This window comes from Methylobacterium sp. J-026 (assembly GCF_022829585.1).
In the GTDB taxonomy this organism is placed as follows: Bacteria; Pseudomonadota; Alphaproteobacteria; order Rhizobiales; family Beijerinckiaceae; genus Methylobacterium.
Map to the genome: position 1 here is coordinate 1 of NZ_JAKSYC010000199.1, position 23,753 is coordinate 23,753.

Annotated in this window: 24 protein-coding genes; 15 read left to right on the forward strand and 9 right to left on the reverse strand. The window is 69.2% G+C overall.

Translation table 11 applies throughout. The features are described from left to right. The 6 genes from MKK69_RS18450 to MKK69_RS31365 all read left to right on the forward strand — a co-directional run. Nucleotides 1-462 (forward strand): PdxA family protein (locus MKK69_RS18450; protein WP_243970202.1); only part of this gene is annotated, 462 nt, incomplete at its 5' end. Between the two features lie 8 nt (nt 463-470). Continuing rightward, nucleotides 471-1,598: an iron-containing alcohol dehydrogenase gene (locus MKK69_RS18455; protein ID WP_243970204.1), complete on the forward strand. Its 1,128-nt coding sequence runs from the start codon at nt 471-473 to the stop codon at nt 1,596-1,598. A gap of 11 nt (nt 1,599-1,609) precedes the next feature. Beyond that, nucleotides 1,610-2,506, forward strand: coding sequence for a dihydrodipicolinate synthase family protein (locus MKK69_RS18460; protein ID WP_243970206.1), 897 nt, complete (start codon nt 1,610-1,612; stop codon nt 2,504-2,506). A gap of 206 nt (nt 2,507-2,712) precedes the next feature. Beyond that, nucleotides 2,713-3,006: an IS66 family insertion sequence element accessory protein TnpB gene (gene tnpB, locus MKK69_RS18465; protein ID WP_243970208.1), complete on the forward strand. Its 294-nt coding sequence runs from the start codon at nt 2,713-2,715 to the stop codon at nt 3,004-3,006. A 106-nt stretch (nt 3,007-3,112) separates the two neighbouring features. Further along, nucleotides 3,113-3,472 carry an IS66 family transposase zinc-finger binding domain-containing protein gene (locus MKK69_RS18470; RefSeq protein WP_243970210.1) on the forward strand — a complete coding sequence of 120 codons (360 nt, stop codon included), beginning with the start codon at nt 3,113-3,115 and terminating at the stop codon, nt 3,470-3,472. Beyond that, complete coding sequence (locus MKK69_RS31365) at nt 3,460-3,771, forward strand: transposase (protein WP_409564833.1); 312 nt, start codon at nt 3,460-3,462, stop codon at nt 3,769-3,771. Before MKK69_RS18470 ends, MKK69_RS31365 begins: the two co-directional genes overlap by 13 nt. Nucleotides 3,772-3,827: 56 nt before the next feature. Here the strand turns inward: MKK69_RS31365 and MKK69_RS18475 are convergent, their stop codons facing one another. Beyond that, nucleotides 3,828-6,050 carry a xanthine dehydrogenase family protein molybdopterin-binding subunit gene (locus tag MKK69_RS18475; protein WP_243970212.1) on the reverse strand — a complete coding sequence of 741 codons (2,223 nt, stop codon included), beginning with the start codon at nt 6,048-6,050 and terminating at the stop codon, nt 3,828-3,830. A 14-nt stretch (nt 6,051-6,064) separates the two neighbouring features. After that, entirely contained in the window at nt 6,065-6,535 is a 471-nt protein-coding gene (locus MKK69_RS18480; RefSeq protein WP_243970214.1) for a (2Fe-2S)-binding protein, read from the reverse strand. A gap of 133 nt (nt 6,536-6,668) precedes the next feature. Here MKK69_RS18480 and MKK69_RS18485 point away from each other — a divergent pair, with 133 nt between their 5' ends. The 3 genes from MKK69_RS18485 to MKK69_RS18495 all read left to right on the forward strand — a co-directional run bounded on the left by MKK69_RS18485 (nt 6,669) and on the right by MKK69_RS18495 (nt 9,639). Continuing rightward, a complete protein-coding gene (locus MKK69_RS18485; protein ID WP_243970216.1) occupies nt 6,669-7,262 on the forward strand; it encodes a hypothetical protein in 594 nt (197 codons plus the stop codon). A gap of 332 nt (nt 7,263-7,594) precedes the next feature. Further along, the gene (locus MKK69_RS18490) at nt 7,595-8,260 is read left to right on the forward strand and encodes a winged helix-turn-helix domain-containing protein (RefSeq protein WP_243970219.1); all 666 of its coding nucleotides are present in this window, start codon (nt 7,595-7,597) and stop codon (nt 8,258-8,260) included. Continuing rightward, nucleotides 8,257-9,639: an ATP-binding protein gene (locus MKK69_RS18495; RefSeq protein WP_243970221.1), complete on the forward strand. Its 1,383-nt coding sequence runs from the start codon at nt 8,257-8,259 to the stop codon at nt 9,637-9,639. The genes MKK69_RS18490 and MKK69_RS18495 overlap by 4 nt, the downstream gene beginning before the upstream one ends. Here the strand turns inward: MKK69_RS18495 and MKK69_RS18500 are convergent. The 4 genes from MKK69_RS18500 to MKK69_RS18515 all read right to left on the reverse strand — a co-directional run bounded on the left by MKK69_RS18500 (nt 9,623) and on the right by MKK69_RS18515 (nt 13,004). Next, on the reverse strand, nt 9,623-9,958 hold the full coding sequence (locus MKK69_RS18500) for a cytochrome c (protein ID WP_243970223.1): 336 nt from the start codon (nt 9,956-9,958) through the stop codon (nt 9,623-9,625). The two genes, MKK69_RS18495 and MKK69_RS18500, sit on opposite strands and share 17 nt — an antisense overlap. A 30-nt stretch (nt 9,959-9,988) precedes the next feature. Next, nucleotides 9,989-11,218 carry a molybdopterin-dependent oxidoreductase gene (locus MKK69_RS18505; protein WP_243970224.1) on the reverse strand — a complete coding sequence of 410 codons (1,230 nt, stop codon included), beginning with the start codon at nt 11,216-11,218 and terminating at the stop codon, nt 9,989-9,991. A 273-nt stretch (nt 11,219-11,491) separates the two neighbouring features. Beyond that, nucleotides 11,492-11,839, reverse strand: coding sequence for a hypothetical protein (locus MKK69_RS18510; protein ID WP_243970226.1), 348 nt, complete (start codon nt 11,837-11,839; stop codon nt 11,492-11,494). A 268-nt stretch (nt 11,840-12,107) separates the two neighbouring features. Next, nucleotides 12,108-13,004 (reverse strand): LysR family transcriptional regulator, encoded by an 897-nt coding sequence (locus tag MKK69_RS18515; protein ID WP_243970228.1) that lies wholly within the window; start codon nt 13,002-13,004, stop codon nt 12,108-12,110. Nucleotides 13,005-13,122: 118 nt separating this feature from the next. Here MKK69_RS18515 and MKK69_RS18520 point away from each other — a divergent pair, with 118 nt between their 5' ends. The 5 genes from MKK69_RS18520 to atzF are packed head-to-tail and all read left to right on the forward strand — an operon-like array spanning nt 13,123 to nt 18,473. Then, nucleotides 13,123-14,073: an ABC transporter substrate-binding protein gene (locus tag MKK69_RS18520; protein WP_243970230.1), complete on the forward strand. Its 951-nt coding sequence runs from the start codon at nt 13,123-13,125 to the stop codon at nt 14,071-14,073. Beyond that, nucleotides 14,070-14,933 carry an ABC transporter permease gene (locus tag MKK69_RS18525; RefSeq protein WP_409564834.1) on the forward strand — a complete coding sequence of 288 codons (864 nt, stop codon included), beginning with the start codon at nt 14,070-14,072 and terminating at the stop codon, nt 14,931-14,933. The genes MKK69_RS18520 and MKK69_RS18525 overlap by 4 nt, the downstream gene beginning before the upstream one ends. 5 nt (nt 14,934-14,938) lie before the next feature. Continuing rightward, nucleotides 14,939-15,721: an ABC transporter ATP-binding protein gene (locus MKK69_RS18530; protein ID WP_243970232.1), complete on the forward strand. Its 783-nt coding sequence runs from the start codon at nt 14,939-14,941 to the stop codon at nt 15,719-15,721. Then, the gene (locus tag MKK69_RS18535; RefSeq protein WP_243970234.1) at nt 15,721-16,635 is read left to right on the forward strand and encodes a polysaccharide deacetylase family protein; all 915 of its coding nucleotides are present in this window, start codon (nt 15,721-15,723) and stop codon (nt 16,633-16,635) included. Before MKK69_RS18530 ends, MKK69_RS18535 begins: the two co-directional genes overlap by 1 nt. Before the next feature lie 32 nt (nt 16,636-16,667). Further along, nucleotides 16,668-18,473, forward strand: coding sequence for an allophanate hydrolase (gene atzF / locus MKK69_RS18540; RefSeq protein WP_243970235.1), 1,806 nt, complete (start codon nt 16,668-16,670; stop codon nt 18,471-18,473). Nucleotides 18,474-18,701: 228 nt separating this feature from the next. On the opposite strand, the gene MKK69_RS18545 is transcribed toward atzF, so the two are convergent. Further along, complete coding sequence (locus MKK69_RS18545) at nt 18,702-19,667, reverse strand: GlxA family transcriptional regulator (protein ID WP_243970236.1); 966 nt, start codon at nt 19,665-19,667, stop codon at nt 18,702-18,704. Nucleotides 19,668-19,784: 117 nt separating this feature from the next. On the opposite strand from MKK69_RS18545, the gene MKK69_RS18550 reads away from it, so the two are divergent. Beyond that, nucleotides 19,785-20,462: an HD domain-containing protein gene (locus MKK69_RS18550; protein WP_243970238.1), complete on the forward strand. Its 678-nt coding sequence runs from the start codon at nt 19,785-19,787 to the stop codon at nt 20,460-20,462. Nucleotides 20,463-20,900: 438 nt separating this feature from the next. On the opposite strand, the gene MKK69_RS18555 is transcribed toward MKK69_RS18550, so the two are convergent. Beyond that, nucleotides 20,901-21,872, reverse strand: coding sequence for a transporter (locus MKK69_RS18555; RefSeq protein ID WP_243970240.1), 972 nt, complete (start codon nt 21,870-21,872; stop codon nt 20,901-20,903). A 602-nt stretch (nt 21,873-22,474) separates the two neighbouring features. Further along, a complete protein-coding gene (locus tag MKK69_RS18560; RefSeq protein WP_243970242.1) occupies nt 22,475-23,743 on the reverse strand; it encodes an MSMEG_0569 family flavin-dependent oxidoreductase in 1,269 nt (422 codons plus the stop codon). Nucleotides 23,744-23,753 lie beyond the last annotated feature (10 nt).

Sequence of the window (23,753 nt, forward strand, 5' to 3'; positions counted from 1 at the left end):
GACAACGGCCCTGAGCGCCCGGGGCATCCCAAGCCCAAGATCCGCAACGGCGGGCTGAACCCCCATGCCGGCAAGGGCGGCCTGTTCGGGCGCGAGGCCATCGATGTCAGTACCCCGGTGATCGCGCAGGCCAATGCCGACGAGCTGAACATCCACGGCCCGGTGCCGGTCGACACGGTGTTCGTGAAGCTGCTCGCCGGCCAATACGACGCGGTGGTCGCCATGTACCACGACCAGGGGCACATCCCGGTGAAGCTCCTGGGGTGCGAGATCGATCCCGACACCGGCAAGTGGATGGACCTGTCGAGGGTGAACATCACCCTCGGCCTGCCGATCATCCGCACATCGGTCGATAGCGGCACCGCCTTCGACATCGCCGGCCAGGGGATCGCCAACGAGCGCAGCCTGATCGAGGCGATCGAGTATGCCGAGAAGCTCGCCGCCACCCGCCACGTGGCGTGAGGACCAGGATGAACATCGCCTCACCGATCGACCTCGTCCGGCCACAGGAGATCGTCTTCGGCGCGGGCACCCTGTCCCGCGTCGCGCGTTTCCTCGCCGAGCGCGCCTGCCGCCGCCCGCTCGTGGTCGCCGATGCCTTCAACGCCGGCCGGGCGGACCTCCTCGGCTTGTCCGGCGAGGTCACCGTGTTCGGATCGGTGAAGCCCGAGCCGGATATCCCGAACCTCGACGCGGTCCTCGCCCTGGCGGAAGAAGTCCGGCCCGATTGCGTGATCGGCTTCGGCGGCGGTAGCGCCATGGATCTCGCCAAGCTCGTCGCGGTCCTGCCGGGCAGCGGCCAGACCCTGCGCGACGTGGTCGGCCCCGAGAAGGTGCTCGGCCGCCGGATCGGCCTCGTCCAGGTCCCGACCACCGCCGGCACCGGTAGCGAGGCGGGCACGCGCTCCCTGGTCACCGACCCGGAGGCGCAGGCCAAGCTCGCGGTGCAGAGCCGCCACATGCTCGCCGACCTCGCGGTGATCGACCCTGATCTCACGATGACCGTCCCGGCCGCCGTGACCGCCGCGACGGGCGTCGATGCCTTGGCCCATTGCGTCGAGGCCTTCACCAGCCGCAAGGCGCACCCGACCATCGATCTCTACGCCCTCGAAGGCGCGCGCCTTGTCGGCCGCTACCTCCCGCGGGCGGTGGCCGACGGCTCCGACCGCGAGGCCCGAGCCGGGCTGGCGCTGGCCTCCCTGTACGGCGGGTTCTGCCTCGGGCCCGTGAACACCACCGCCGGCCACGCCGTGGCCTATCCGCTCGGTACCCGGCACCACGTCGCCCACGGACTCGCCTGCGCGGCGATCTTTCCGCACACGTTGGCGTTCAACGCGCCCGCCGTGCCGGACAAGACCGCGCTCGTGCTGCAGGCGCTCGGTGCCCCGGCCAGCGCCGACGAGGCCGCCGTCCGCGAATACGCTATCCGCTTCTGCGCCGATCTCGGCGTGGAACTGCGCCTGTCGCGCATCGGCGTGCCGGAGGACGATCTGGATGCGATGGCAGGCGAGGCCCACGCCATCCGCAGGCTCCTTGATAACAACCCGCGGGACATGAGCCGCGCCGACATCCTCTCACTCTACCGCGCCGCTTACTGAAGGCTCCTGCGATGACTGATCCCGCCCTTCATCCCCGCGGCGTGTTCTGCGCCGCCGCCACTCCGCTGACGGCCGATTACGCCCCAGATCACACACGCTTCGTGGCTCATGCCAAGCGGCTCATCGCGCAGGGCTGCGACGGCGTCGCCCTGCTCGGTACGACCGGGGAGGCGAACTCGTTCTCGCTGGCCCAGCGCCAGGCTCTGCTGGAGGCGACCGTCGAGGCCGGCGTCGCCCCGGACAAGCTGATGCCCGGCACGGGCGTCGCGGCGATCTCGGAGACGATTGACCTGACGAAGCACGCCCTCTCGCTCGGCGTGGACACGGTCGTGATGCTACCGCCCTTCTACTACAAGGGCGTCACCGATCACGGGTTATTCGCCGCCTACTCGGAGGTGATCGAACGGATCGGCGATGCGCGGCTTCGCGTCGTCCTCTACCACATCCCCCAAGTCTCGGGCGTGCCGATCTCCCACGACCTGATCGAGCGGCTGCGGGCGCGCTACCCGGAGACCGTCACCGGCATCAAGGATTCCTCTGGCGACATCGCCAACCACGTGGCGATGATCGAGCGGTTCCCCGGCTTCGCCGTGCTGACCGGCGCCGACCCGCTGTTGTTGCCGCTGCTGCCGAAGGGCGCCGCGGGCTGCATCACCGCCACGTCGAATCTCTGCGCGGCGGACCTCGCCTTCGTCTACCGGCACTATGCCGACCCCTCGCAGGCGGACGAGGTCGCCGCCGCGCAGGCCCGCGTGGTGACCGAGCGCGAGCGCACCGTCGGCCCCCGCCAGATGGCCGCGATCAAGGCACTCATCGCGCAGGCGACGGGCGAGGACGGCTGGCTGCGCCTGTGCCCGCCGCTCATGGCCCTCACCGCCGACCAGCACCGCGCGCTGCTCGGCGGCTGAGCGAGCGTAAGCGCTCGGTGACGGCTGCCTTGCGGGGATAAGGCTTGGATCTGGATACAGGCGATGGCGCTGTATCGACCCTGTGCCTGGACCTGTGGCGACCGGTTCTCACATCGTCGTCGCGGGAACGCGGCGGACTTGGTCGCCCGGGCAGAAGCGCGCGATCCTCGCCGAGGCGGAGGATCCGACGACGACGGCTTCAAAGCATGCGCAAGGGCTTCGACGGCTTGGCCAGCCTCGTGCGGGATCACCGCGCGCGTAATCCCTTCCCGGGACCGGCTTCCGTGTTCCGCGGGCGGCAGGGGCACCCGATCCAGGTGCTATCGCGGGACAGCCAGGGCCTTAGCCTGTTCGCCAAGCGCCCGGAGAGGGGTCGCCTCGTCTGGCCGGCGACGGCGGGGGCGGCCGCTGCGCTGACGCCAGCGCAGCTCGCGATGCTGCTGGAAGGCATCGGCTGGCGTGTCCCGGTGCGTGCGGACGGGCCCTGCCTCGCAGGCTGACGCTCGGGTGCCGGAACGGGCATGCGCGCCGGTCGGCACGGCGTGAGCTCTAGATCCTGGCTCACTCTCCGGTGACGTCGATACGCTCAAGCGCACGATCGTCGGCATGGCGCGGGAAGCTGTCCACGCCAACTCGCCGATCGAGGAGCTGCGCAGCGAACCCGCGCGTCACAAGCGTGTGCAGTTTGGCGTCTCGTCCGAGAAGCTGAAGGCACGCGTCGAGCACCCCGAACTCGCCACCGAGCCGTCGGAGGTCGACGCGGCCTCCCGCGCTAGGCCAGCCCGCGGTCCCCTGCCCGATCACCTGTCGCGCGAGAGCGTGATCTATCCCGGCCCCTGCGCCTGCCCGTCCTGCCGTGGGGTACTGCGTCGGATCGGTGAGGATGTGAGGAAGACCCTCGATTGCGTGCCCAGCCGCTTCAAGAGGGTCCGGCACGTGCGCGAGGCGTTCGCGTGCCAGCTCTGAGAAGGCATGGTGCAGGTGCCCCCGACCGGCATCATGTCAATGCCCGTGGGCGCGCCGGAGCCAGGCTGCTGGCCCATAGTGCGGTGGCGAGGTGCGACGATCATCGGGCGCTCTACCGCCGGGCCGAGATCTACGTTCGTGACGGGGTGGACTTGGCCTCGTCGACCCTGTCGGGCTGGGTAGGGGCGACTGCCGCCGCCGTTCGACCTGCTTCGCCTGGACCTCCCGGCCGCCTCGGACGGGCTTCCTCGACCGGACGGTCGCCAAGCCCAACGACGCTGGCCACGTCACTGGTGTGAGTTGTGCAATCTGACGGGCGCGGCGATCCGGTTCAACGGCCGCGTCCGTCGGCCGGTCAGGCACCCTGCAAGGCTGCCCGCACCTTGGCCGGCGTGAATGGAACGGACCGCACACGCACGCCGGTCGCATCGAAGACCGCGTTCGAAACCGCAGCCGGCACGATGGCGGCGGACGGCTCACCGGCCCCCCATGGCTTCTCGGTCGGCCGGTCGATCAGGTCGATCACCACCTCGGGCACGTCCGGGAAGGTCAGGATCGGGTAGCTTGACCAGTCGAGGCTCGTCACGGCGCCGCGATCGAAGGTGACCTCCTCCATCAGCACCCGGCTGACCGTCTGGATGACGTTGCCGTCGAGCTGGTTGCGCACGCCGTCCGGGTTGATGATCTGCCCGCAATCCTGGACCACGAAGAAGCGCGGCACCCGCACCTGCCCTGTGTGGCGATTGACCTCGACCTCGGCCACGCCGGCCACATAGGTGCGGTTGAGCTCGTACTTCACGTAGGAGATGCCACGGCCGCGCAGCACGTCGCCCGCGACGTCCTTCACCGGCGAGGGGCGGGCCTGCCACTTGGCGAGTTCCGCGACCCGCTTCAGCACCTCGATGCCGCGCGGGTCCTTGAGCGCACGCAGGCGGTAGTCCAACGGATCGGCGCCGGCCGCCGCCGCGCATTCGTCGAGGAAGGCCTCGTTGGCGTAGGTGTTCTGCATACGCCCGGGGGTGCGGATCCAGGACGGCCGCAGCGGCGTCGAAGCCAGACGGTGGCAGACCGTGCGCACGTTCGGGAAGGCGTAGGGCAGCGCCGAGTTGCCGATGATGTTGCCCGGCGCCATCGTGGTCTCGTGCGGCAGGTCGGCCAGCGAGGCCGCCACCAACGGCACGTTGCCCGCGGCCCCTTCCGGAATGTGGAACTGCGAGGACCAGGCGGTGACGTTGCCCTGCTGGTCGAGCCCGGCCTTCAGGTCGATCAGGGTCGGCGGTCCCTTCGGATCCCAGCCGTGCTCGTCCGCGCGCGACCACTGGACCCGCACGGGGCGGCCGACCGCGCGGGCGAGGAGGACTGCGTCGCCGGCCGCATCCTCGTGGCCGTTGCGGCCGTAGCAGCCTGAGCCCTCCACATAGATGCAGCGCACCGCCTCCGGCGCGAGGCCGATCATCGCCGCGAGCTGCTTGCGCAGGGCGTGCGTCATCTGCGAGGCGGTCCAGCAGGTCAGCAGCCCGTCCTTGAGCTCCGCGATGGCGCAGGAGGGACCGATCGAGCCGTGGGTATGGATGGCGAAGTCGTAGCTCGCTTCGAGCCTCCGGGCCGCCTGGCCGAGCGCTGCCTCGGCATCGCCCGTGCTGCTCGTCACGTCGTCCTTGGTCACCTTCGTGGCGCGGACATGCTGCCAAAGCTTGTCCTGCTCGGGCAGCCCCTCCCACTTGGACCACGTCGCCTTCAGCTGTCCGGCCGCTTTGATGGCCGCCCATTCCTTCTGGGCGACGACGGCCAGGAAGTTGCCCTGGCGCACCACCTTGATCAGGCCCGGGATGTTGGCGACCGAAGCCTCGTCCACGCTCTGCAGGTCCGCGCCGATGGCCGGGGGGCGGACCACGCGGGCGTGCACCATGCCGGGCACGCGGTAATCCTGCATGTAGGTGAAGCGGCCGGTCATCTTCTCGGGGATGTCGATCCGCGCCACCGGCTTGCCGACCAGGGCGAACCGCGCCGGGTCCTTTGTCTTGACCGCCGGATCGACCTTGAGGTCGAGGCGCCCGTCCTTCACGAGGTCGGCGTAGGAGAGGCCCTGGCCACCGGCTTTCGGGCGGACGGTGCCGTTCTCGCTCACCAGCGCGTCGGCCGGCACGCCGAGCCGCTCGCTCGCGATTTGCACGAGGCGCGCGCGGGCGGTCGCCGCCGCCTGCCGGATCTCGACGCCGCCCTTCTGGATCGAGAGGCTTCCATAGGTCGGCCCCTGATCCGGAGTCAGCGCCGTGTCGCCCTGGACGATGGTCACGCGGTCGAGCGGGAGATCGAGTTCCTCGGCTGCGATCTGTGCCATCGCGGTCTCGACGCCGGTGCCGAGATCGACCTTGCCGGAGAAGATCGTGACGCGGCCATCGGCACCAAGGGCCAGGAAGCTGTCGACCTGGTCCGGAGCGACGGGCTTCGAGAAGCCGGTGGTGGCGACCGGCGCGAAGGTCTGCGCCTCGGCCCGGCGGCCGGGCAGCGAGAAGCCGACCACCAGCGCGCCGCCCTGGAGGAGCAGGCCGCGGCGGGAGAGGAGGGGTGCGTTCATGACGGTGACCTTCCTCAGAGCGTGCCAGCGGCGCGCTGGACGGCGCGCACGATCCGCAGATGGGTGCCGCACCGGCAGAGGTTCTGCGCCAAAGCCTGCCGGATCGCGGCCTCGTCGGGCTTCGGGGTCTCGTTGAGGAGGGCCGCCGACTGCATGATCATGCCGTTGATGCAGTAGCCGCACTGCGCGGCCTGTTCGGCGATGAAGGCGGCCTGGATCGGATGCGGCTGCTCGGGGCTTCCGAGGCCTTCCAGCGTCACGACCTTGGCGCCGGCCTTCAGGCTCGAGACCGGGGTGATGCAGGAGCGTACCGCCTGACCGTCGATGTGCACCGTGCAGGCGCCACATTGGCCCAGGCCGCAGCCGAAGCGTGGACCATGCAGGCCGAGATCATCGCGCAACACATAGAGGAGCGGCGTATCGGGGTCGTCCACGCTCACCTGCGCCGCGCGCCCGTTCACGTCCAGCGACATCTGCTGCGCCATCGGGTGTCTCCGTGGAACCATTCTTATGTGCTCGGCCTATACCCGGCGTAGATCCGGAGCAACGCGACGGCGTGACAGCGGCCGACAATCGCTGCACCGGGCCGAGCGGCCACCAGCACCGTCAGGGATGCGCATGTCCTCGCAGATCCGCCTTTGCGCCCTCGCATTCGTGCTCGCGTTGTCTGCCGGTCACGCAGGGGCCGCCGAGGGCGTTGCGCAGGACTGGCCCGCGCCTTCGCGGAAAGCCGCGGAGGCCGTGACCGAAAAGTACGGCGCACCGCAGGAGCAAACCGCTACCATGATGATCTGGCACCGGAACGGACCATGGATCCGAACCGTGGTGCACAAGGTCGGAGCCGAGCACGACTTCCCGGCCAAACACAGCGACGTGCTGGAGCAAAGCCTGCCCTACAAGGTTTCGCTCAATCTCTTCAGCGCCATTGCGACGTTCAACGGCAGTGTGATCCCGGACCGCACGCGGGGTACGCTCACGGCCTACGGCGCCAGTGAGGCCGAGAACGTCCTGAGCTTGAACTTAGCCCGCGCGGTGGTTCGCGGCGAGCTCACGGCGGAGCAGGCGCGCGACAAGCAGGTCGTGGCAGCACAGCAGCTGGCGAACGGACAGGTGCCAGACCTGGCGTCCAAGCTGACGCTCGACCAGCAACAAGAGGGTGACGTGTCCGACCCGGACACCGCAATGATTATGCCGCCGGGGCAAAAGCCGTAGCTCATGACGCTCAGCCAGCCGAACCGATGCGCCTGCGTTGAGTTCAGCCTAAGCGCACGGAAAGGTTGCGACCCATCCCGGCCTTGGAAGCCGGTCAGGTAGACTCCGTGGATGCGGACATCCGTCTCGTTGCTCGTCCGGCTAGAGGGCGATCCGGGATGTAGCCGATCTGAAGCCGCTCTTTTATCGCGAGGGAGCCGCCAAGGCGTGCCGTTCAGCGCGCCGTCGGGGACGCGACCGCAGCCCGAACCCATAAAGTTGCCCCAAGCCACCCCCAGCGTGGTACTTCGATGCGATCGCAGCGCATGCCACAACCCTGAAGCGAAGGTTCTGTGCGCATCCTCGTTCTCGAAGACGACCCCGTGCTTTCGGATGGCCTGGTCTCAGGATTGTCTTTGCACGGAATGATCGCGGATTGCGTCGCCACATGCGGGGATGCGGTATCGATCTTTGATGCGACGCAGTACAGTGCGGCGATCTTGGATCTGATGCTTCCCGACGGCTCCGGGCTGGACGTGCTCAGCCACATTCGCGCGCGGGACGACGCTACACCGGTCATGGTCCTCACCGCGATCGACGCCGTTGCCGACCGGATCGCCGGGCTCGACCGTGGCGCGGACGATTATATGGGCAAGCCGTTCGACCTAGGCGAACTCGCAGCCCGGCTTCGTGTGATGATCCGGCGGGCGGCCGGACGCGCCTCTGCAACCTTCGTGTGGCGCGACCTCACGATCGAGCTGAGCAGCCGGTTGGTCGCGCGGGCGGGCGTCGCGCTCAACCTTTCGCGCCGCGAGTTCGCGCTGCTGGAGGCGCTGATCGAGCGGCCCGGCCGTGTGTTGTCCCGAAGCCAGCTGGAAGCGCGCCTCTACGGCTGGAACGAGGAGATCGGCAGCAACGCGCTCGAAGTCCATGTCCACAATCTGCGCGCCAAGATCGGTCGAGACGCGGTCGAGACCGTGCGCGGCCTCGGCTACCGGATCCGGGAGGACCGCGCGTGAACTCCCTGCGCATGCGCCTGTTCGCCACCCTGGTCACGGCAACCGGGCTGGTCTGGCTTGCCGCCATCGCCTGGACCTACGTCGACAGCCGCGCCCAGTTCGAGAGCATCCTCGACCGCCGCCTCATGGAGGCGGCCCGCATGGTCGACAGCTTGTTCACGCCGGCCCGGGCGGGGGCCGCGCGGCAGGCGGGCGGAGAGGGCGACGCGCTCGCGCGGGTGGTGAGCTACGACCGTCACCTCAGCTGCCAGATCTGGTCTCTGGACGGGCGCCTGATCGGCGCCTCGGACGGGTCGCCGGATCCGGTCTTGTCGGACCAGCACGAAGGGTTCTCGAACCGCGTGGTCGAGGGTCAAGCTTGGCGTGTCTACGCCCTGTCCGACCCGGCCAAGGGCTTCCGCATCCTCGTGGGCGACAATCTCGGGCAGCGGCGGCAACTGGAGCACGGCCTCGTCGAGAGCCTGCTGTTCACCGCCGGTTGCGTCCTGCCGATCCTGGCGCCGCTGATCTGGCTCAGCGTCGGCCGGGGCCTGCGGCCGCTGAACCGCGCGGCCCGCGACCTCGCCGCCCGGGATGCCGACAACCTGGAGCGGGTCGAGACCGGTCGGATGCCGTCGGAGATCCGACCGCTGGTCGATGCGCTGAACCGGCTGTTCGGTAAGGTCGCGGCGGCGCGCGAACACGAACGCACCTTCCTGGCCTATGCGGCGCACGAGTTGCGGACGCCGCTGGCCGGCCTCAAGACGCAGGTGCAGGTGGCCATGCAGGCACCCGGGGCCGCCATGCGGGACGCCGCCCTCGCCCAGACCCTGCGCGCGGTCGATCAATCGGCACGCCTCGTCGAGCAACTCCTGACGGTCTCGCGCCTCGACAGCGGCGGGCGCCCGACAGCCATCGCCTGGATCCCCGTGGAGGAGCGCCTGCGCGACCTGATCGCCGGGATGGGCGGCGTGCCGACGCCGGAGCGCGTCGCCCTCGCGCCCGCCCTCACCGGGCTCGAGATCCACATGGACGAGGACCTGTTCGACCTGGCCATGCGCAACCTGATGGAGAACGCCCTGTTGATGACCCCGCCGGAGGGGGCGATCACCTGGGACGCCGCGCTCGGTGCGGGTGGAGGCGCCACCCTGTCGATCACCGACGAGGGGCCCGGCATCGCCGAGGCGGAGCGGGCCCTGGTGATCCGGCGCTTCGTGCGCGGCAGCCGGCGGGCGAAGCTCGGCAGCGGCCTCGGCCTCTCGATTGTCACCATGGCGCTGGAGCAATCCGGCGCCCGCCTGCACCTCGACGGACGGGGCGGTGGCCCCGGCCTCAAGGCGAGCGCGATCTTCGGCCCCGGGCTCGCCAGGCGTGCGCCGCCCGCTACGGCTCGCCTTTGACCCGGGCGAGGTAGTCGACGATCACTTGCGCATCCTCCGGCGTGATCGGCGCCTTATAGGCGGTGATCATCTTGTCGACGACCGCGTGCCACTCCTCCCGGGAGAGGGCCGGCTGGTTCAGGGTGTGGTCGGCGGAGTGGCAAGCCGTGCAGTTCGACGCGATGACGTCGGAGCCCGGCCCGGCGGGGAAACCGACATCGTCGCCGAAGGGCAAGTCGATCTCGGGCGTCGGGCGAAGCTCCAGCGGCGCGGCGGCGCGGGCCGGCGCGGAACCGGCAAGAAGGCCGGCCAGCAGGGCGGTGCGGAGGGATCGGGACATGAGGGATCGGGACATGGTCGCGCTCATCCCTCAGGCCGCCACGAGGTCAAGGGTCTCGACCTGGTTGGACATGTAGCCCCCCGGGTTCCAGACGCGCCGCATCGGCTGCATCACCCGGTCGGTGTTGGTGCAGCGGGCCATCACGGTGTGCGCCCCACGCGCCGGGAGGCTGATCGTGGCCTGCCATTGCCGGAAGCCGTAGGTGCCCTCATCCTTGCCAAGGGTCGTGGGCTGCCAGGTCCGGCCGCCATCGAGCGACAGGTCCACCGCGGCGACCCCGCGGTCGCCCCCGAAGGCGATGCCGCGCACCGGTTGCGGGGCCCCGACCGGGACGCTGTCGCCCGGCTTGAGATTGGTCACGAACGAGCGGGGCAGGTTTCGGGTGATCGGGACCATGCCGAAGCCCTTCTGTCCGGGCTCGACTGTGTAATTGGCCGTGTCCGGCACCCGGTAGCTCCGCGTGGTCCAGACGCTGGGATCGGGGTGGTCTGTCACCGCGATGTCGTCGAGCATCTTGATCCAGTAGACGGCCGACCAGCCGGGGACGATGAGCTTGAGCGGGAAACCGTTCAGCATCGGCAGTTGTTGGCCGTTCATCGCGAAGGCCAGCATGACCTCGCCGTCGCGGGCGTGATCGATGTCCAGGGCCTTCACGAATTTCGGTGCGTCAGGCAGCAGCGGCTCATCGAGGCCGCCGAACTGCACATGGGTGGCGCCGCCCTTCACGCCGGCGCGATCAAGGACATCCTTGAGGCGCACACCGGCATAGAGAGCGTTGCTCATCGAGCCGTTCGCCCATTGGGCGCCGGCGACCCGGGGCTGCGCGTAGAGACGCGAATTGCCGGCGCACTGGCTGACCGCCGCGATCTCGAAGCGCGGCAGATCGTGGATCAACTCACGCAGCGACAGCGCCTGCGGCCGCTCGACGAGGCCGTGGACCTTCAGGGCGAAGCTGTCGGTGTCGACGCGGGTCGGGAAGGTGGCCCAGTGCCAGCTGACGAAGTGCCGATCGTTCGGGGTGAACACACCGGTGTCGAAGACGTCGAACGGCGTCTCCAGCCAAGGCGGTCGGGTGCGCTGGACGATCATGCGCCCCTTTTCGGGATAGGTCGTGGTCATGGGCCGGGTGCTCGGGCCGCCCGGGACATGGAAATCGAAGGTGTCGGCGCGAGCTCTGCCGGCGAGCAGGCCGATCCCGCCGAAGGCGGCGGCCGACAGGAGGCCGCGGCGGCTCGGAGACGATAACGTGTGTTGAGGCATCGGATCGAAGGTTCCGCTGAGCCGGAGCCCAAAGGGCCGGCACAGGGTCTCCGCGCCCCTCAGCTTAAGGGCACCTTAAAGGCGCAGCGGCTCGCCGCGGAACGCGTATGGGTCGAGGAAAGGCGGTGACGTGGGACGTACCGAGCCTGTCGTTGTGTCCGTCGAAGAAACGCATCGTCTTCTCCGTCGCCTCTTCCCGCTCGGTGATGGGGCCCTGAAACGAAGGGCGTCCCCCTGAGGGACGTGTCGGCCGTCGGTCACGCGGCTCCGCGGTCAAGCAGGGCGGGGCAGTTGGTTGGCCGGCATCACCAATGCCCCCACCGCCAGCAGCCTGCCCATCACCGACATGCCGGTCACCATGCTGCCCGTCGCGATCTTCACGCCGAGGATGATAGGGTTGAAGGCGCCGCCGGGCACGCCCACGACACCTATGAAGGCGACGCCACCCGGCGCGGCGCTGCGGTCGAGATCGTCGGCCGGGATCGCCCACGGCACTGTGTACGACGCCCACATCATCGCGGTGGCGAGCGTGATGCCGGGCAGCGCCACGGGAGGGCGAGGGACACCCCCGGCGATGCGGTCGGGGTCCACGAAGCCGTGGCCAAGTTCCTGGCTCGTCATGGGGTCAAACGGCGAGCGTAGACCCTGTCGAACCTGATGTGTTCACAGGCGGTGACCCCTCCCCGACCCGGGGTCCGCTTCGAGAGCGCAGAGGGCGGCGCGGAAGGCCGATTTGGGCGCGAGGCTGCTGTTCGGCTTTCCGTCCGCTCGATGTGACCACGCTCATGGACGGATCTCTCTGTAGACCCCCATCGTCGTGGCCTCTGGTCCTTCGAAGCCGAGAGGCCCGAGATCGACCACCGTTGGCACCCTCGGGCGGTACGACTCGTCAGGCGGCGTCCCGGTTCAGCCGAGCAACAAGCTGATCGGCAAACTTCGCCGCAGCCACGGAGAGTGACCGCCCGCGCAGCTGCGCGAGGACCAGTGTCATCGGCGTCAGATCACGGACGTCGATTGGACGGCTGTGCAGGCGCGCATCCTGGGGGATTCCACTGGGGATCTGCAAGCTGATCACGTCCTCCCGCGCAGTGAGATTGCGCAGGAACTCCAGCGAACCCGATTCGACGACCGGGCGAAGCTCGACCCCGCGCCGCGCGAGCGCATGCTCGATGTGGTGGCGGATGGCGAGCGAATGGTCGGGTAACGCCAGGGCATGGGCCAGGCACTCGCGCAGCCGTACGGGTCCGGTCTCCCGCGCCAGCGCATGTCCCTTGCGCATCAGCGCGCACAGGATCTGGTGACCGGAGAAGAGGAGATGCAGCTCCGCCGAGGGCGGCGGCTGCAGGATCAGGGCGAGATCCGCTTCGAATGCCGCCAGGGCGGTCACCGCCTGCGCGTGGTCGCGGACCTGGACGGTGAAGCCGACCTGGGGAAACTTGGCGCGATAGGCCTCAACCTCCTCCGGCACCACCTGCGTGACGAAGGCTTGACTGCAAGCCAGACCCACATGTCCCCGGCGCACCCCCGACAGGTCGGCGATCTGCGATCGCACCCGGTCGAGATCCGCCGCCTGGTCACGGATGTGACGGGCGAAGAGCTCGCCGGCCGCGTTGAGGCGCATCCCCTGCGGGAGGCGCTCGAAGATCGGCGTGCCCAGCTCGTATTCGAGCTCTTGGATCTGCCGGGTCAGGGCCGACGGCGTCAGGTTCAGCCGCTCCGCCGCGCGCCGAATCGACCCGGCGCGGGCGACTTCCGCGACGTATGTGAGGGTGCGCAGACGCTTCACACCGGTATCCTCCGGTGCCGTTGCCCAGAATGCAACGGCACGCTCAGGGAATAGCACTTCCTTGCAACAGGGCGCGCGCCTAGCATCGGTGCGATCAGGACCCTGCAGGAGCCGTTCGATGATCCGCCGACGCACCCTCCTGGCCGGTCTCGGGGCCGGCCTCGCCCTCGGACCCCTGTGCGGCGCCCGCGCCCAGGGCGCGCCCGTCACGATCCGGATGGGGTCGCTCAAGCTGATCCACTCGATCGCGCCGAGCTTCTACGACCGCTTCACCCCGGCTGGCGTAACGGTTGAGGTGGTTCCCTTCGAGAGCCCGACCGAGTGCAAGAACGCCGTCGTCACCAAGTCGGTGGATTTCGGCACCTTCGGCATCGCCGCTGCCACCCTCGGGGCCGCCGCGGGCGAACCGATCGTGGTGATCGCCTCGACCTGCAATCGCGGGATGGCGGTGATCGCCAGGAAGGATTCCGACATCCACGCGATCAAGGACCTGCGCGGCAAGCGGGTCGCGATCTGGCCCGGCAGCACCCAGGAGGTGTTCGTCCTCGAGCGGATGCGCATGGAGGGCCTGTCCGTGAAGGACATCACGCCTGTGCGGATCTCCTTTTCGGAGATGCACATCGCGCTCGCGCGCGGCGATGTCGATGCCTATGTCGGCGCCGAGCCCGGACCCGGCGTCAGTCTCGCCTCCGGCATCGGCCAGCTCGTCGAGTATCCCTACGGCACCGAGATGGGTGCCCTGAACATGGTGTTCGGCGCCCACCGCGACACGCTGACCGAGCGACCCGATCTCGTCCGGACCATGCTGGAGATCCACCGCAAGGCCACGGATTTCGCGGCCGGCGACCGCGACGCGATGATCGCCATGGCGGTGGCAAAGCTAGGCCAGAAGCGCGAGGCTCTGCAACTCTCGGCGCCGAACGTCGAGCTGACCTGGCGCCTTGGGCCGGACGAGGTCCGGCAGGCCGGTGCCTACGCGCAGCACATGCTCGCGCTCAAGCAGATCAAGCGCCTGCCCGAGCCCGGCTTCATCGACACACGGTTCGTCGATGCCATGGGGCGGGCGTGAGCACCGGAATCGAAGTCGGCGGGCTGCCGGTATCGGCGACCGTGCCGCCGGCGCCCCGGACCGACCGGACCGGCGTCGCGCTCGCGCGCCTGAGCCGGCTGGTGCTGGCCTGCATCGTGCCGGCCGTGCTTCTCACGGTCTGGCAGCTCACCACCGCCGGCCGGCCCTACAGCCTGATCCCGCCCCCCGCCGATGTCTGGGCGGAGATGCGGGATCTCGCGGTCGGCGGCATCAACGACGATGCCTTCAGCGGCACCCTCTGGACCCATCTCGCGGCCTCGCTGGGGCGCGTTTACGGCGGCTTCGCCCTCGCGGCCGCAGCAGCCCTGCCGCTCGGCCTGCTGATCGGCCGCATCCCGCTGATCCGGGCACTCCTCGATCCGGTCCTGCAGGTCCTGCGGCCGGTCCCGGTCACGGCGTGGCTGCCGCTGGCGATGATCCTGTTCGGGCTCGGGCCGCGCTCGGCCTTCTTCCTGGTGTTCCTCGGGGCGTTCTACCCGATCCTGGTCAACACCGTGTTCGGAGTCCGCGCGGTGGAGCCACGCCTGTTCGAGGCGGCGGCGATGCTGGGCTGCACCGGGCCGGCCCAGTTCCTCCGGGTGGTGCTGCCGGCGTCCCTGCCGTCGATCTTCACGGGCCTCCGGCTCGGCCTCGGCTTCGCCTGGGTGGTGATCGTGGTCGGCGAGATGACCGGCGTCCAGACCGGTCTCGGGGCGATCATCATGGAGGCGCGCCAGCTCTCGCGCACCGAGATCGTGATTTGCGGCATGGCGGTGATCGGCGTGGCGGGCTTCGTGTCCGATTGGCTGGTCATGCTCCTGGGCCGGCGGCTGCTCGCCTGGAGCCCGACCCATGGATGACTCCGATGGCTGATCCGACGATTCCGATCCTCGACATGCGCGCGGTCTCGAAGACCTACGCGGTCGGCGGCCGCAGGATCGAGGCCCTGCGCGAGGCCGATCTCACCGTCTCCCGCGGGGAGTTCGTCTGCCTGCTCGGCGCGTCGGGCTGCGGGAAGTCGACGCTGTTGCGCATGGCCGCCGGCTTCGAGACGCCGAGTTCGGGCGAAGCCGTGATGTGGGGGCAGCCCATCGCCGGTCCCGGGCCGAGCCGCGGCATGGTCTTCCAGGATTACGGCCTGTTCCCCTGGCTCACCGTGCGCGACAACATCGGTTTTGGCCCAAAGGCCCGCGGCCGGCCCGCCGCAGAGGTGCGCGACATCGCCGAACGCTACAGCACGCTCGTCGGCCTACAGGCCTTCGCGGACGCCTACCCGCACCAGCTCTCGGGCGGGATGAAGCAGCGCGTCGCCATCGCCCGGGTGCTCGCCAACGAGGCCGAGGTGGTGCTGATGGACGAGCCGTTCGGCGCGCTGGACGCCATGACCCGGGAGCGGCTGCAGGACGAGTTGCTCGACCTCTGGTCGCGCACGGGGCTGACGGTCCTGTTCGTCACCCACGCCATCGAGGAGGCGATCTTCCTGGCCGACCGCATCGTGATGATGTCGCCCAGCCCCGGCCGGATCGAGGCGGTGTACGATGTCGGCCTGCCGCGGCGGCGCGACGTGTCGAGCCCGGCCTTCAACGATCTGCGCCGCATGCTGGCCGCGCAGCTCCACAGTCATCACGCCCCGAAGGCTGCCGCCTGATGGCTACGGGCCCCGACGATCCCCGCCGGCCCGAGAACCGCCTCGCCTACCGCGCCACCATCGACCGGCCGCGCCTGACGTTGCCCGGCGGGAAGCACGTCGCCGTCTGGCCCGTGGTCAATGTCGAGCACTGGCTGATCGACAATCCCATGCCGCGCCAGATCCTGGTGCCCCCCACCGCAGCGAGCCTGCTGCCCGATCTGCCGAATTGGGCGTGGCACGAGTACGGCATGCGGGTCGGCTTCTGGCGCTTCCTCGACGCCTTCACCAGCCGCGGTATCCGCCCGACCCTGTCGATCAACGGCTCGGTCTGCACCGCGTATCCGCGGATCGCTCAGGCGGCCCACGAGGCCGGCTGGGAGTTCATGGCCCACGGCTTCCACCAAGTCCCGACGCACCGGGTCGAGGACCAGCCGGGGATGATCGCCCGCACGCTTGCGGCCATCGCGGACGTGACCGGGCGTCCGCCGCGGGGCTGGCTCGGGCCGGGCCTCACCGAGACCCTCGACACGCCCGATCACCTCCACGCCGCGGGCCTCGACTATGTCGGCGACTTCGTGGTCGACGACCGCCCGTGCCGGGTGGCGACGCGCACCGGTCCCCTCGTGGCGCTGCCCTACTCGGTCGAACTGAATGACATCCCGCTGCTCGCCATCCAGCACCACCGCGCCGACGAGTTCGTGGACCGGGCCCTCATCAACCTCGACCGCCTCGCCACGGAGGCGGCGGGCCCCGGCCCACTCGGTGGCGCCAAGGTGATGGGCTTTGCGATCCACCCCTACATCACCGGCGTCCCGCACCGCATCGGCCTGCTCGAACGTCTGCTCGATGCTCTCGCGGCGCGCAGCGATGTGGTCTTCATGCAGGGTGGCGAGATCCTCGACTGGTATCGCGCCACCGGCGACGAGTCCTGAACCTTCGCGCCGGTCTGAGACGAGGAGCAGTCGTGCCCCCATTCCCGACGATTCCGCTCCTGCATGCCGCCTATGCCGCGGGCCTCGATCGGCTCGACGTCGTGGCCGAATGCTACCGGCGGCTCGCCGCGGTCGATGATCCCGGCATCTTCCTCGCGCTGGTGCCGGAAACCGAGGTGCAGGCGCAGGCGGCGGCGCTCCCGCCGTTCGATCCCGTATCGATGCCCCTCTGGGGTGTCCCCTTCGCGGTCAAGGACAACATCGACGTGGCCGGTCTGCCGACCACCGCCGCCTGTCCGGACTTCGCCTACGCCCCTGCCGAGACCGCCTACGCGGTGGCACGTCTCCTCGCAGCCGGGGCGATCCTCATCGGCAAGACCAACCTCGACCAGTTCGCCACCGGGCTCGTCGGCCTGCGCACGCCCTATCCGGCTCCGCGCAATGCCATCGATCCGGCCTATGTGCCCGGAGGCTCCAGCAGCGGCTCGGCCGTCGCGGTGGCCCACGGGATCGTGTCCTTCGCCCTCGGGACCGACACGGCGGGCTCGGGGCGGGTGCCGGCGGCGCTCAACAACATCGTGGGTCTGAAGCCGTCCCTCGGGTCGGTCTCGAGTCGCGGCATGCTGCCCGCCTGCCGGACCCTCGATACGCTGTCGGTCTTCGCCGGCACCGTCGCCGATGCCGACGCTGCCTTCCGCGTGATGCTGGGTCCCGACAGCGCCGATCCCTGGTCGCGGGCGCTACCCGTAGCCGCGGCGCCGTCCGGACTTCCCCCCGGCCTGCGCCTGGGTGTGCCGGATGCAGCGGGTCTTCGGTTCGGTGGCGACGGACTTTCGCGAACGGCCTTCGCGGCGACGGTCGCCGATCTCGAAGTGCTCGCCGGCAAGGGGGTCCCCATCGATTTCGCGCCGATGTTCGCCGTCGCGGCGCTGCTCTACGACGGGCCGTGGGTCGCCGAGCGCTACGCGGCGATCCGCCCGGTGATGGAGACGCGCCCCGGGATCCTGCATCCGACAACGCGGGCGGTGATCGGCGCTGCACATCGCTACAGCGCCGCAGACGCGTTCGCCGGGCTCTACAGCCTGGCGGAGCTGCGCCGGTCAGCGGACGCGGTCTGGGACCGCGTCGACGTGTTGGCGGTCCCGACCTACCCGCGCCCGCAAACCTGCGCGGCGCTGGTTGACGATCCCATCGGGCCGAACAGCGAACTCGGGACCTATACGAATTTCGTCAATCTGCTCGACTGGTGCGCTCTGGCGGTCCCGGGGCGGCTCCGCGCCGACGGCTTTCCGGCCGGGATCACGCTTCTCGCACCCCGCGGGTCTGACGGGCTGCTCGTGGCGCTGGGCGCCCGCCTGCACGCCGCGTCCGCCGGCCGGATCGGCGCGGGCACGATGCCCGTGCCCGAGGTCGAACTCGGCTCGGTCCAGGCCGGTCCGGGGGAAATCGAGTTGGCGGTCGTTGGCGCCCATTTGTCGGGTCTACCCCTGAACCGGGAACTGGCCGAGCGCGGCGCTCGGTACCTGCGCACGGTCACGACCGAACCGGACTATCGCTTCTACGTCCTACCGGGCGGGCCGCCGCAGCGCCCGGGCCTGCTTCGGGTGGGCGCCGGCGAAGGGGGTGCGATCGAGACGGAGGTCTGGGCGCTGCCGCCCGTCGCCTTCGCGACCTTCGTGGCCGGCATCCCGGCACCGCTCGGTATCGGCACTGTGCGGCTCGCAGACGGGACGGCGCCGAAGGGATTCCTGGTCGAGGCGGCCGGCGTCACGGGTGCGGCCGACATCACGCAGTTCGGCGGCTGGCGCAGCTACATGGCCGGTCGTGCAGCGGCCTAGCAGACCGGCCGCTCCGTATGCCTCCCCCGAACCGGGAGGATCGGCTCCGCCCATAGCTCTGCCGGGCCCCTGATCCCGATCGACGGCAATCCCCCGTCTGGCTGTGCCTCACGTGGGCAAATCCCGGTGCCTGTGCCGCCGTTCATGGCCGAAAGCGGCTGGTCTTCTGTCGGGCAATCACAGCCAGGAAGCGGATGCACTGCAGCCCGCGCGACGATCAGTCCGCCGTCAGGCGGGTGCGTGTCTGCGCCGGTATTCCGCCGGCGTCGTGCCGACTCGGCGCACGAACGCCCGCCGGAGCGTGTCGGCGTCGCGGAACCCGCAGGCACCCGCAACCTGCTTCAGGGGGGCATCCTCGGTCTCAAGGAGCCGGCGGACGGCCTCGATCCGGACATTCTCGACGTAGGCAGCGGGCGTGAGACCGGCCTCGGCCCGGAACAGGCGCGCGAAGTGGCGAGGGCTCATCCCCGCCCGCTCGGCGAGGCGGTCGACGCCGTGATCCTCGGCAGGGCGCGTCGCGACCCAACGCTGCACCTCCTGCAGGGCCGAGCGGCCGGTTGGGGCGCTGACGCCACGACGGCTGAATTGCATCTGACCGCCGCCGCGCTTGAAGAACATGACGAGTTGGGCCGCGACCCGGCGTGCGATCTCCGCGCCGAGGTCCTCCTCGACGAGCGCGAGGGCGAGATCGAGCCCGGCCGTGACCCCGGCCGCGGTTCGCAGCGGCCCGTCGAACAGGCAGATCGCGTCCGGCTCAACAGTCGCTTCAGGAAACCGCTCCGCCAGCACCTCCGCCACGGCCCAGTGCGTCGTCACCCGGCGGCCGTCTAGCAGGCCCGCGTGCCCCAGGAGGAACGCCCCGCTGCAGACCGAGCCGTAGCGCCGGCAGCGCCCCGCGGCCCGCCGGAGCCAGTCCAGGAGATCGGCCCGGATCAGGAGTTCCTGTATCCGGGGTGCGCCCGCCACCAGGAGGGTGTCGAGGCGCGTCAGCTCGGCACCGGGTGCAACCAGATCCGCGACCAGGCCGCGACCGGACGACGAGATGATGTGGCCAGGCTCCGTCCCGATGATGGCCAGGTCGTAGACATCCCGGCCGCTCTGCGCGTTCGCCTCGGCGAAGACGTCGAGGGGGCCGGCCACGTCGAGGAGCTGAACACCGGGAAGCGCCAGGACGGCGACGGATCGGGGGGCCATGCAGGCTCCATGGCTGACGATGTGCGTACGATGGCAGAAATCGTCGCAACAAGACGATTGATGCCACACGGGAAGCCCCGTAGCTCATTGGGACGACCGACGCAAAGGAGATCCGCCGTGAGCATCCATTCCGAGGCCGCCATCCCCGACAGCACGATCGCCCGGGCGATCACCGCGTTCGTCCGCGACACCGAGACCGAGTTGCTCTTCAACCATTCGAGCCGAGTCTATCAGTTCGGGGCGCTGGCCGGCGTCCATCGCGGGCTGACGTTCGACCGTGAGCTGCTCTATGCGGGCGCCATGTTCCACGACCTCGGGCTGATGCCGGACCACAGCAGTGCCGAGGAGCGCTTCGAGGTGGACGGCGCCAACGCCGCCCGCGATTTCCTTGAATCGCACGGCGTGCCGGAGACGGACGTCTACACCGTCTGGACGGCAATCGCGCTCCACACCACACCTGGCATCCCGGTCCACATGCACCCGGTGGTCGCGCTGGTGACGGCAGGCGTCGAGATGGATGTCCTCGGCCTGACCCACGGCGAGTATTCGGACGCCGAGCGGGAGGCGGTCGTCTCGGCCTTCCCCCGCACGCCCGACTTCAAGGAGGACATCATCCAAGCCTTCTACGACGGCATCAAGCACAAGCCGGACACGACCTTAGGCAACGTCAAGGCCGATGTCATCGCCGACAAGGAGCCGGGCTTCGTGAAGGGGAACTTCTGCAGCGTGATCCGGGCGTCCCGCTGGCCCGGCGGCACGCATGCACCGGGTTGCGGATGCGGGCACCACGACTGAGCCGCCCACCCGCCCGGCGGAGCGTTGCATTTACCGTCGGGCGCGGCGCGCGATCTGCCTGCCGATAGGCAGACCATGGTCGCCGGGTCACGCTCTAGGGCGAGCGCCGGCGAGCATCCGATGTATCGGCGCCGCGTCGACGACGACCATGGACGGCACGTCCTGCACCGACCGTCCCGGATCGGAGACGCCGACCATGATGACCTGCCGAAGCTTGAACCGTACTCTGTTCGCGACCGCTGCGCTGCTTCCGGGGACCTTTGGCCCAGGATTTTCCGCGGGCGCGCAACTCAGCATGAATGGGCGGGGCCGAGCGGGTTTAGCTGTTGAGACCGGGCCGCTCGGCCCCTATCGAAGCGTGGAACCTGGGAAGGATGTCCACTTCGATACTGCGCGCACTGCGGCCCCGTCCGGACCGCGGTGAAGGATTACAGGGCGTCAGCCCTTGCGGACCAGCGGCGATACCACCGCAGCCGGCGCCGGAGGCGTGTAGAGCGGGACGATGAACCGGAGAAAGCCATCGGTCGAGTAGTTGTCGCGCGTCCGTCCGAGGGCGTTCGTGTATTGGGCGCCGGTGACCACGTCGCGGGCCACGTAGGCCTGTACGGTGAAGGCCTTAAAGTCGTAGCCGACGAGGCCACCGACCGCGAAGCGGCCGCGATTGCCGCTCGCCGCACTGAACTGGCTCGTGTCGAAATTGTAGACGCCGTAGGCGATCGGGCCGATCTCGAAGTTCCCGAACTTCTTCGTGGCGGTCAGATCGAGCAGGATGGCATCCGAGAGGCGGATCGGGCCGATCGCGGCGCCGACCGGACCGCCGAAGCGGCCGGGGGTGTCGTAGACGTTGCCGGTCAGGTTGGCGGTGATATTCCAGCCGTCGCCGGTATAGCTGCCGGCGACGCCGAACCGGTAGGTGTTCGACGAGAGTTGCGGCAGAACCGGCGTACCGGACAAGCCGGTCCCAAGTGAACCGCGGCCGGCATCGAGGTCGTTCAGGTGAACGCCACCCAGGAAACTGACGCCGAAATTGTTGCCGAGGTCGAACGCCCAGATGCCGGCGAGCAGGGTACCGACGTTGATCGAGATGTCCTTGTTGCGCTGGCCGGCGCCGTTGCGGGTGAAGGCGAACACGGTGGGCTGCGCGATGAGGGCTTCGATGCGGCCACCGAGCGGAGTCAGCGGGGTCGACCAGAGCAGGAACGGGACGTTGATCGCGGTGTCGGGCGAGAACGGCTGATCGGTGCGACGGTAGATGAAGGTGTCCACCGCGTAGAGGCCCTCGGGCAACGGCGCGCCGGCGGCGAGGCCGACCTGCTCGCCCGGAATCGTTGTTGCTTGGGCGAAGGCGGCCGTGGCGCTCAGTGCGACGGCCGCAGCGCCCGCGAGCGTTGCCGTGATCCTGTTCAGCATCCTCAATCCCCTTTTCGCCGGGCGCGGGCCGAGCGTTCCCGTTCGCCGAAAAAACCCCGGCGCAGCTTTCGACAGGTTGTGTTGTTGGACCGGAGGGTCTTGTTTGTATGGAAACGCGATCAATTTGTACGTATTTCCATATCGACTGTGAGTGTGCCATTGTTTGACTTAGAGTCGACTGTAAAAATAGCGGTCGATACAAGGAGACTTATTCGTGTTGCAATGAGAGCACGCTTGTCGGCAACCGGGCTGGCAAAATGCCGGTACGGAAACGTATGGCTCCGGTCTTCCGGCGATGCGAACGGGAGCGGCCCATCGGAACCCGGGAGTTACGCTGATGAAGGCCTGAGCGATCGACACCCGATGGCGGCGTCTCGTCAGCCTCTTGCAGCGCCGATTCTCCGACCGACCATTCGTCGGGAGATGCGCCATACCCATTCTGCAGCGGGCAGCATTCGATGGGGGATGCATCGAGCCTGATGGGCAGACGCAGCGGCCATCGCCCGCACGCCTCTGGAAGGCGGCGCGGCAGCAGGTTTCAGGGCTTCATTCCCCCGCATCGGAGAGGAAGCGATGGAGGCGCCGCCCCGGGGGCGCCCGGCCTACACGGCGAACTTCAGGGCGAAGCGCTCAGCGCCGAGGCGTTTCTGGATGGCCTGCGCGACGAATTCAGCATCGCGGCCGACCGCGCCGAAGCGGCCGGAGCCCCAGGTGTTCAGCCAGGGCAGTCCGATGAAGTAGACGCCGTCCTCCTTCGTCACGCCACGCTTGTGTTTGGGGCTCCCCGCACCGTTGAAAACGGACGCGTCGAGCCACCGGAAGTCCGGCGTGAAGCCGATGCACCAGACGATCGCGGTGATGCCCGAGCCCGCCAGGGCGAGGCCGGTGACGGGCTCGTCCGGTTCCCAAACGGGGGTGTAATGCTCCTGTACCGGAGCGTCGACGTTGTTCTCGGCGATGTACTTGTCGATGGCCGCGTTGATGCCGTTGTATGTCCGGTCGGCCGCCTCGAGTGAACGCTTGAGGTTGTCGCGGAATCGCAGCGTCCCGTCGTCATAATCGTCCAGCACGCCGTAGAGCTTCATGCCCTCCTTGGCGAAGCGGCGCAGGTCGATATCCCGGCCACCGTCGCGACCGGTCACGTAGTGATTGGTGTTGTCGCGAACGCCGTCGCGCAGCGGATGGTTGTCGACGGTCATCTCGTAATAGCCCATATCGGCGAGCCACGTGACGACGTCGCGACCGCGGTAGAACCGGGCGCAGCGCGGTGCATCGCCCACCGCGCAATGAACCTTACGGCCCGCCAGGTGCAGATCCTCGGCGATCTGCGCGCCGGACTGCCCGGAGCCGACCACGAGGACCTCGCCCTCGGGCAGCTGGGCCGGATTCCGGTATTGGTTCGAGTGAATCTGCGTCACCGTCGGCGGCAGCTTCTCGGCCATGCGCGGGATGATCGGCGTGTGATAGCCGCCCGAGGCGACGACGATCTCGTTCGCCGTGTAATCGCCGTCCGACGTGTGGACCGAGAAGATCCCGTCTTCGGCGCGTGCGACGCGTGTGACCGCGACGCCCTCGCGGATCGGCGGGTTCACCTTGGCGACGAAGCCCTCGAGGTACGCGACGATCTCGTCCTTCCTCATGAACCCGTCCGGATCCGGCCCATCATAGGGATGGTCCGGCAGGTCGCATTGCCAGTTCGGCGTGACCAGGCAGAACGTGTCCCAGCGCTGGCTCGACCACGTGTGCGCGGCCGTCTGCTTCTCGAAGACGAGATGATCGATCCCGCGCTGCTGCAGGTGATAGCTGACCGAGAGGCCGGCTTGGCCACCGCCGACGATGGCGACCGGGACGTGACGGGGCGTGGACGTCATGGCTCTAACT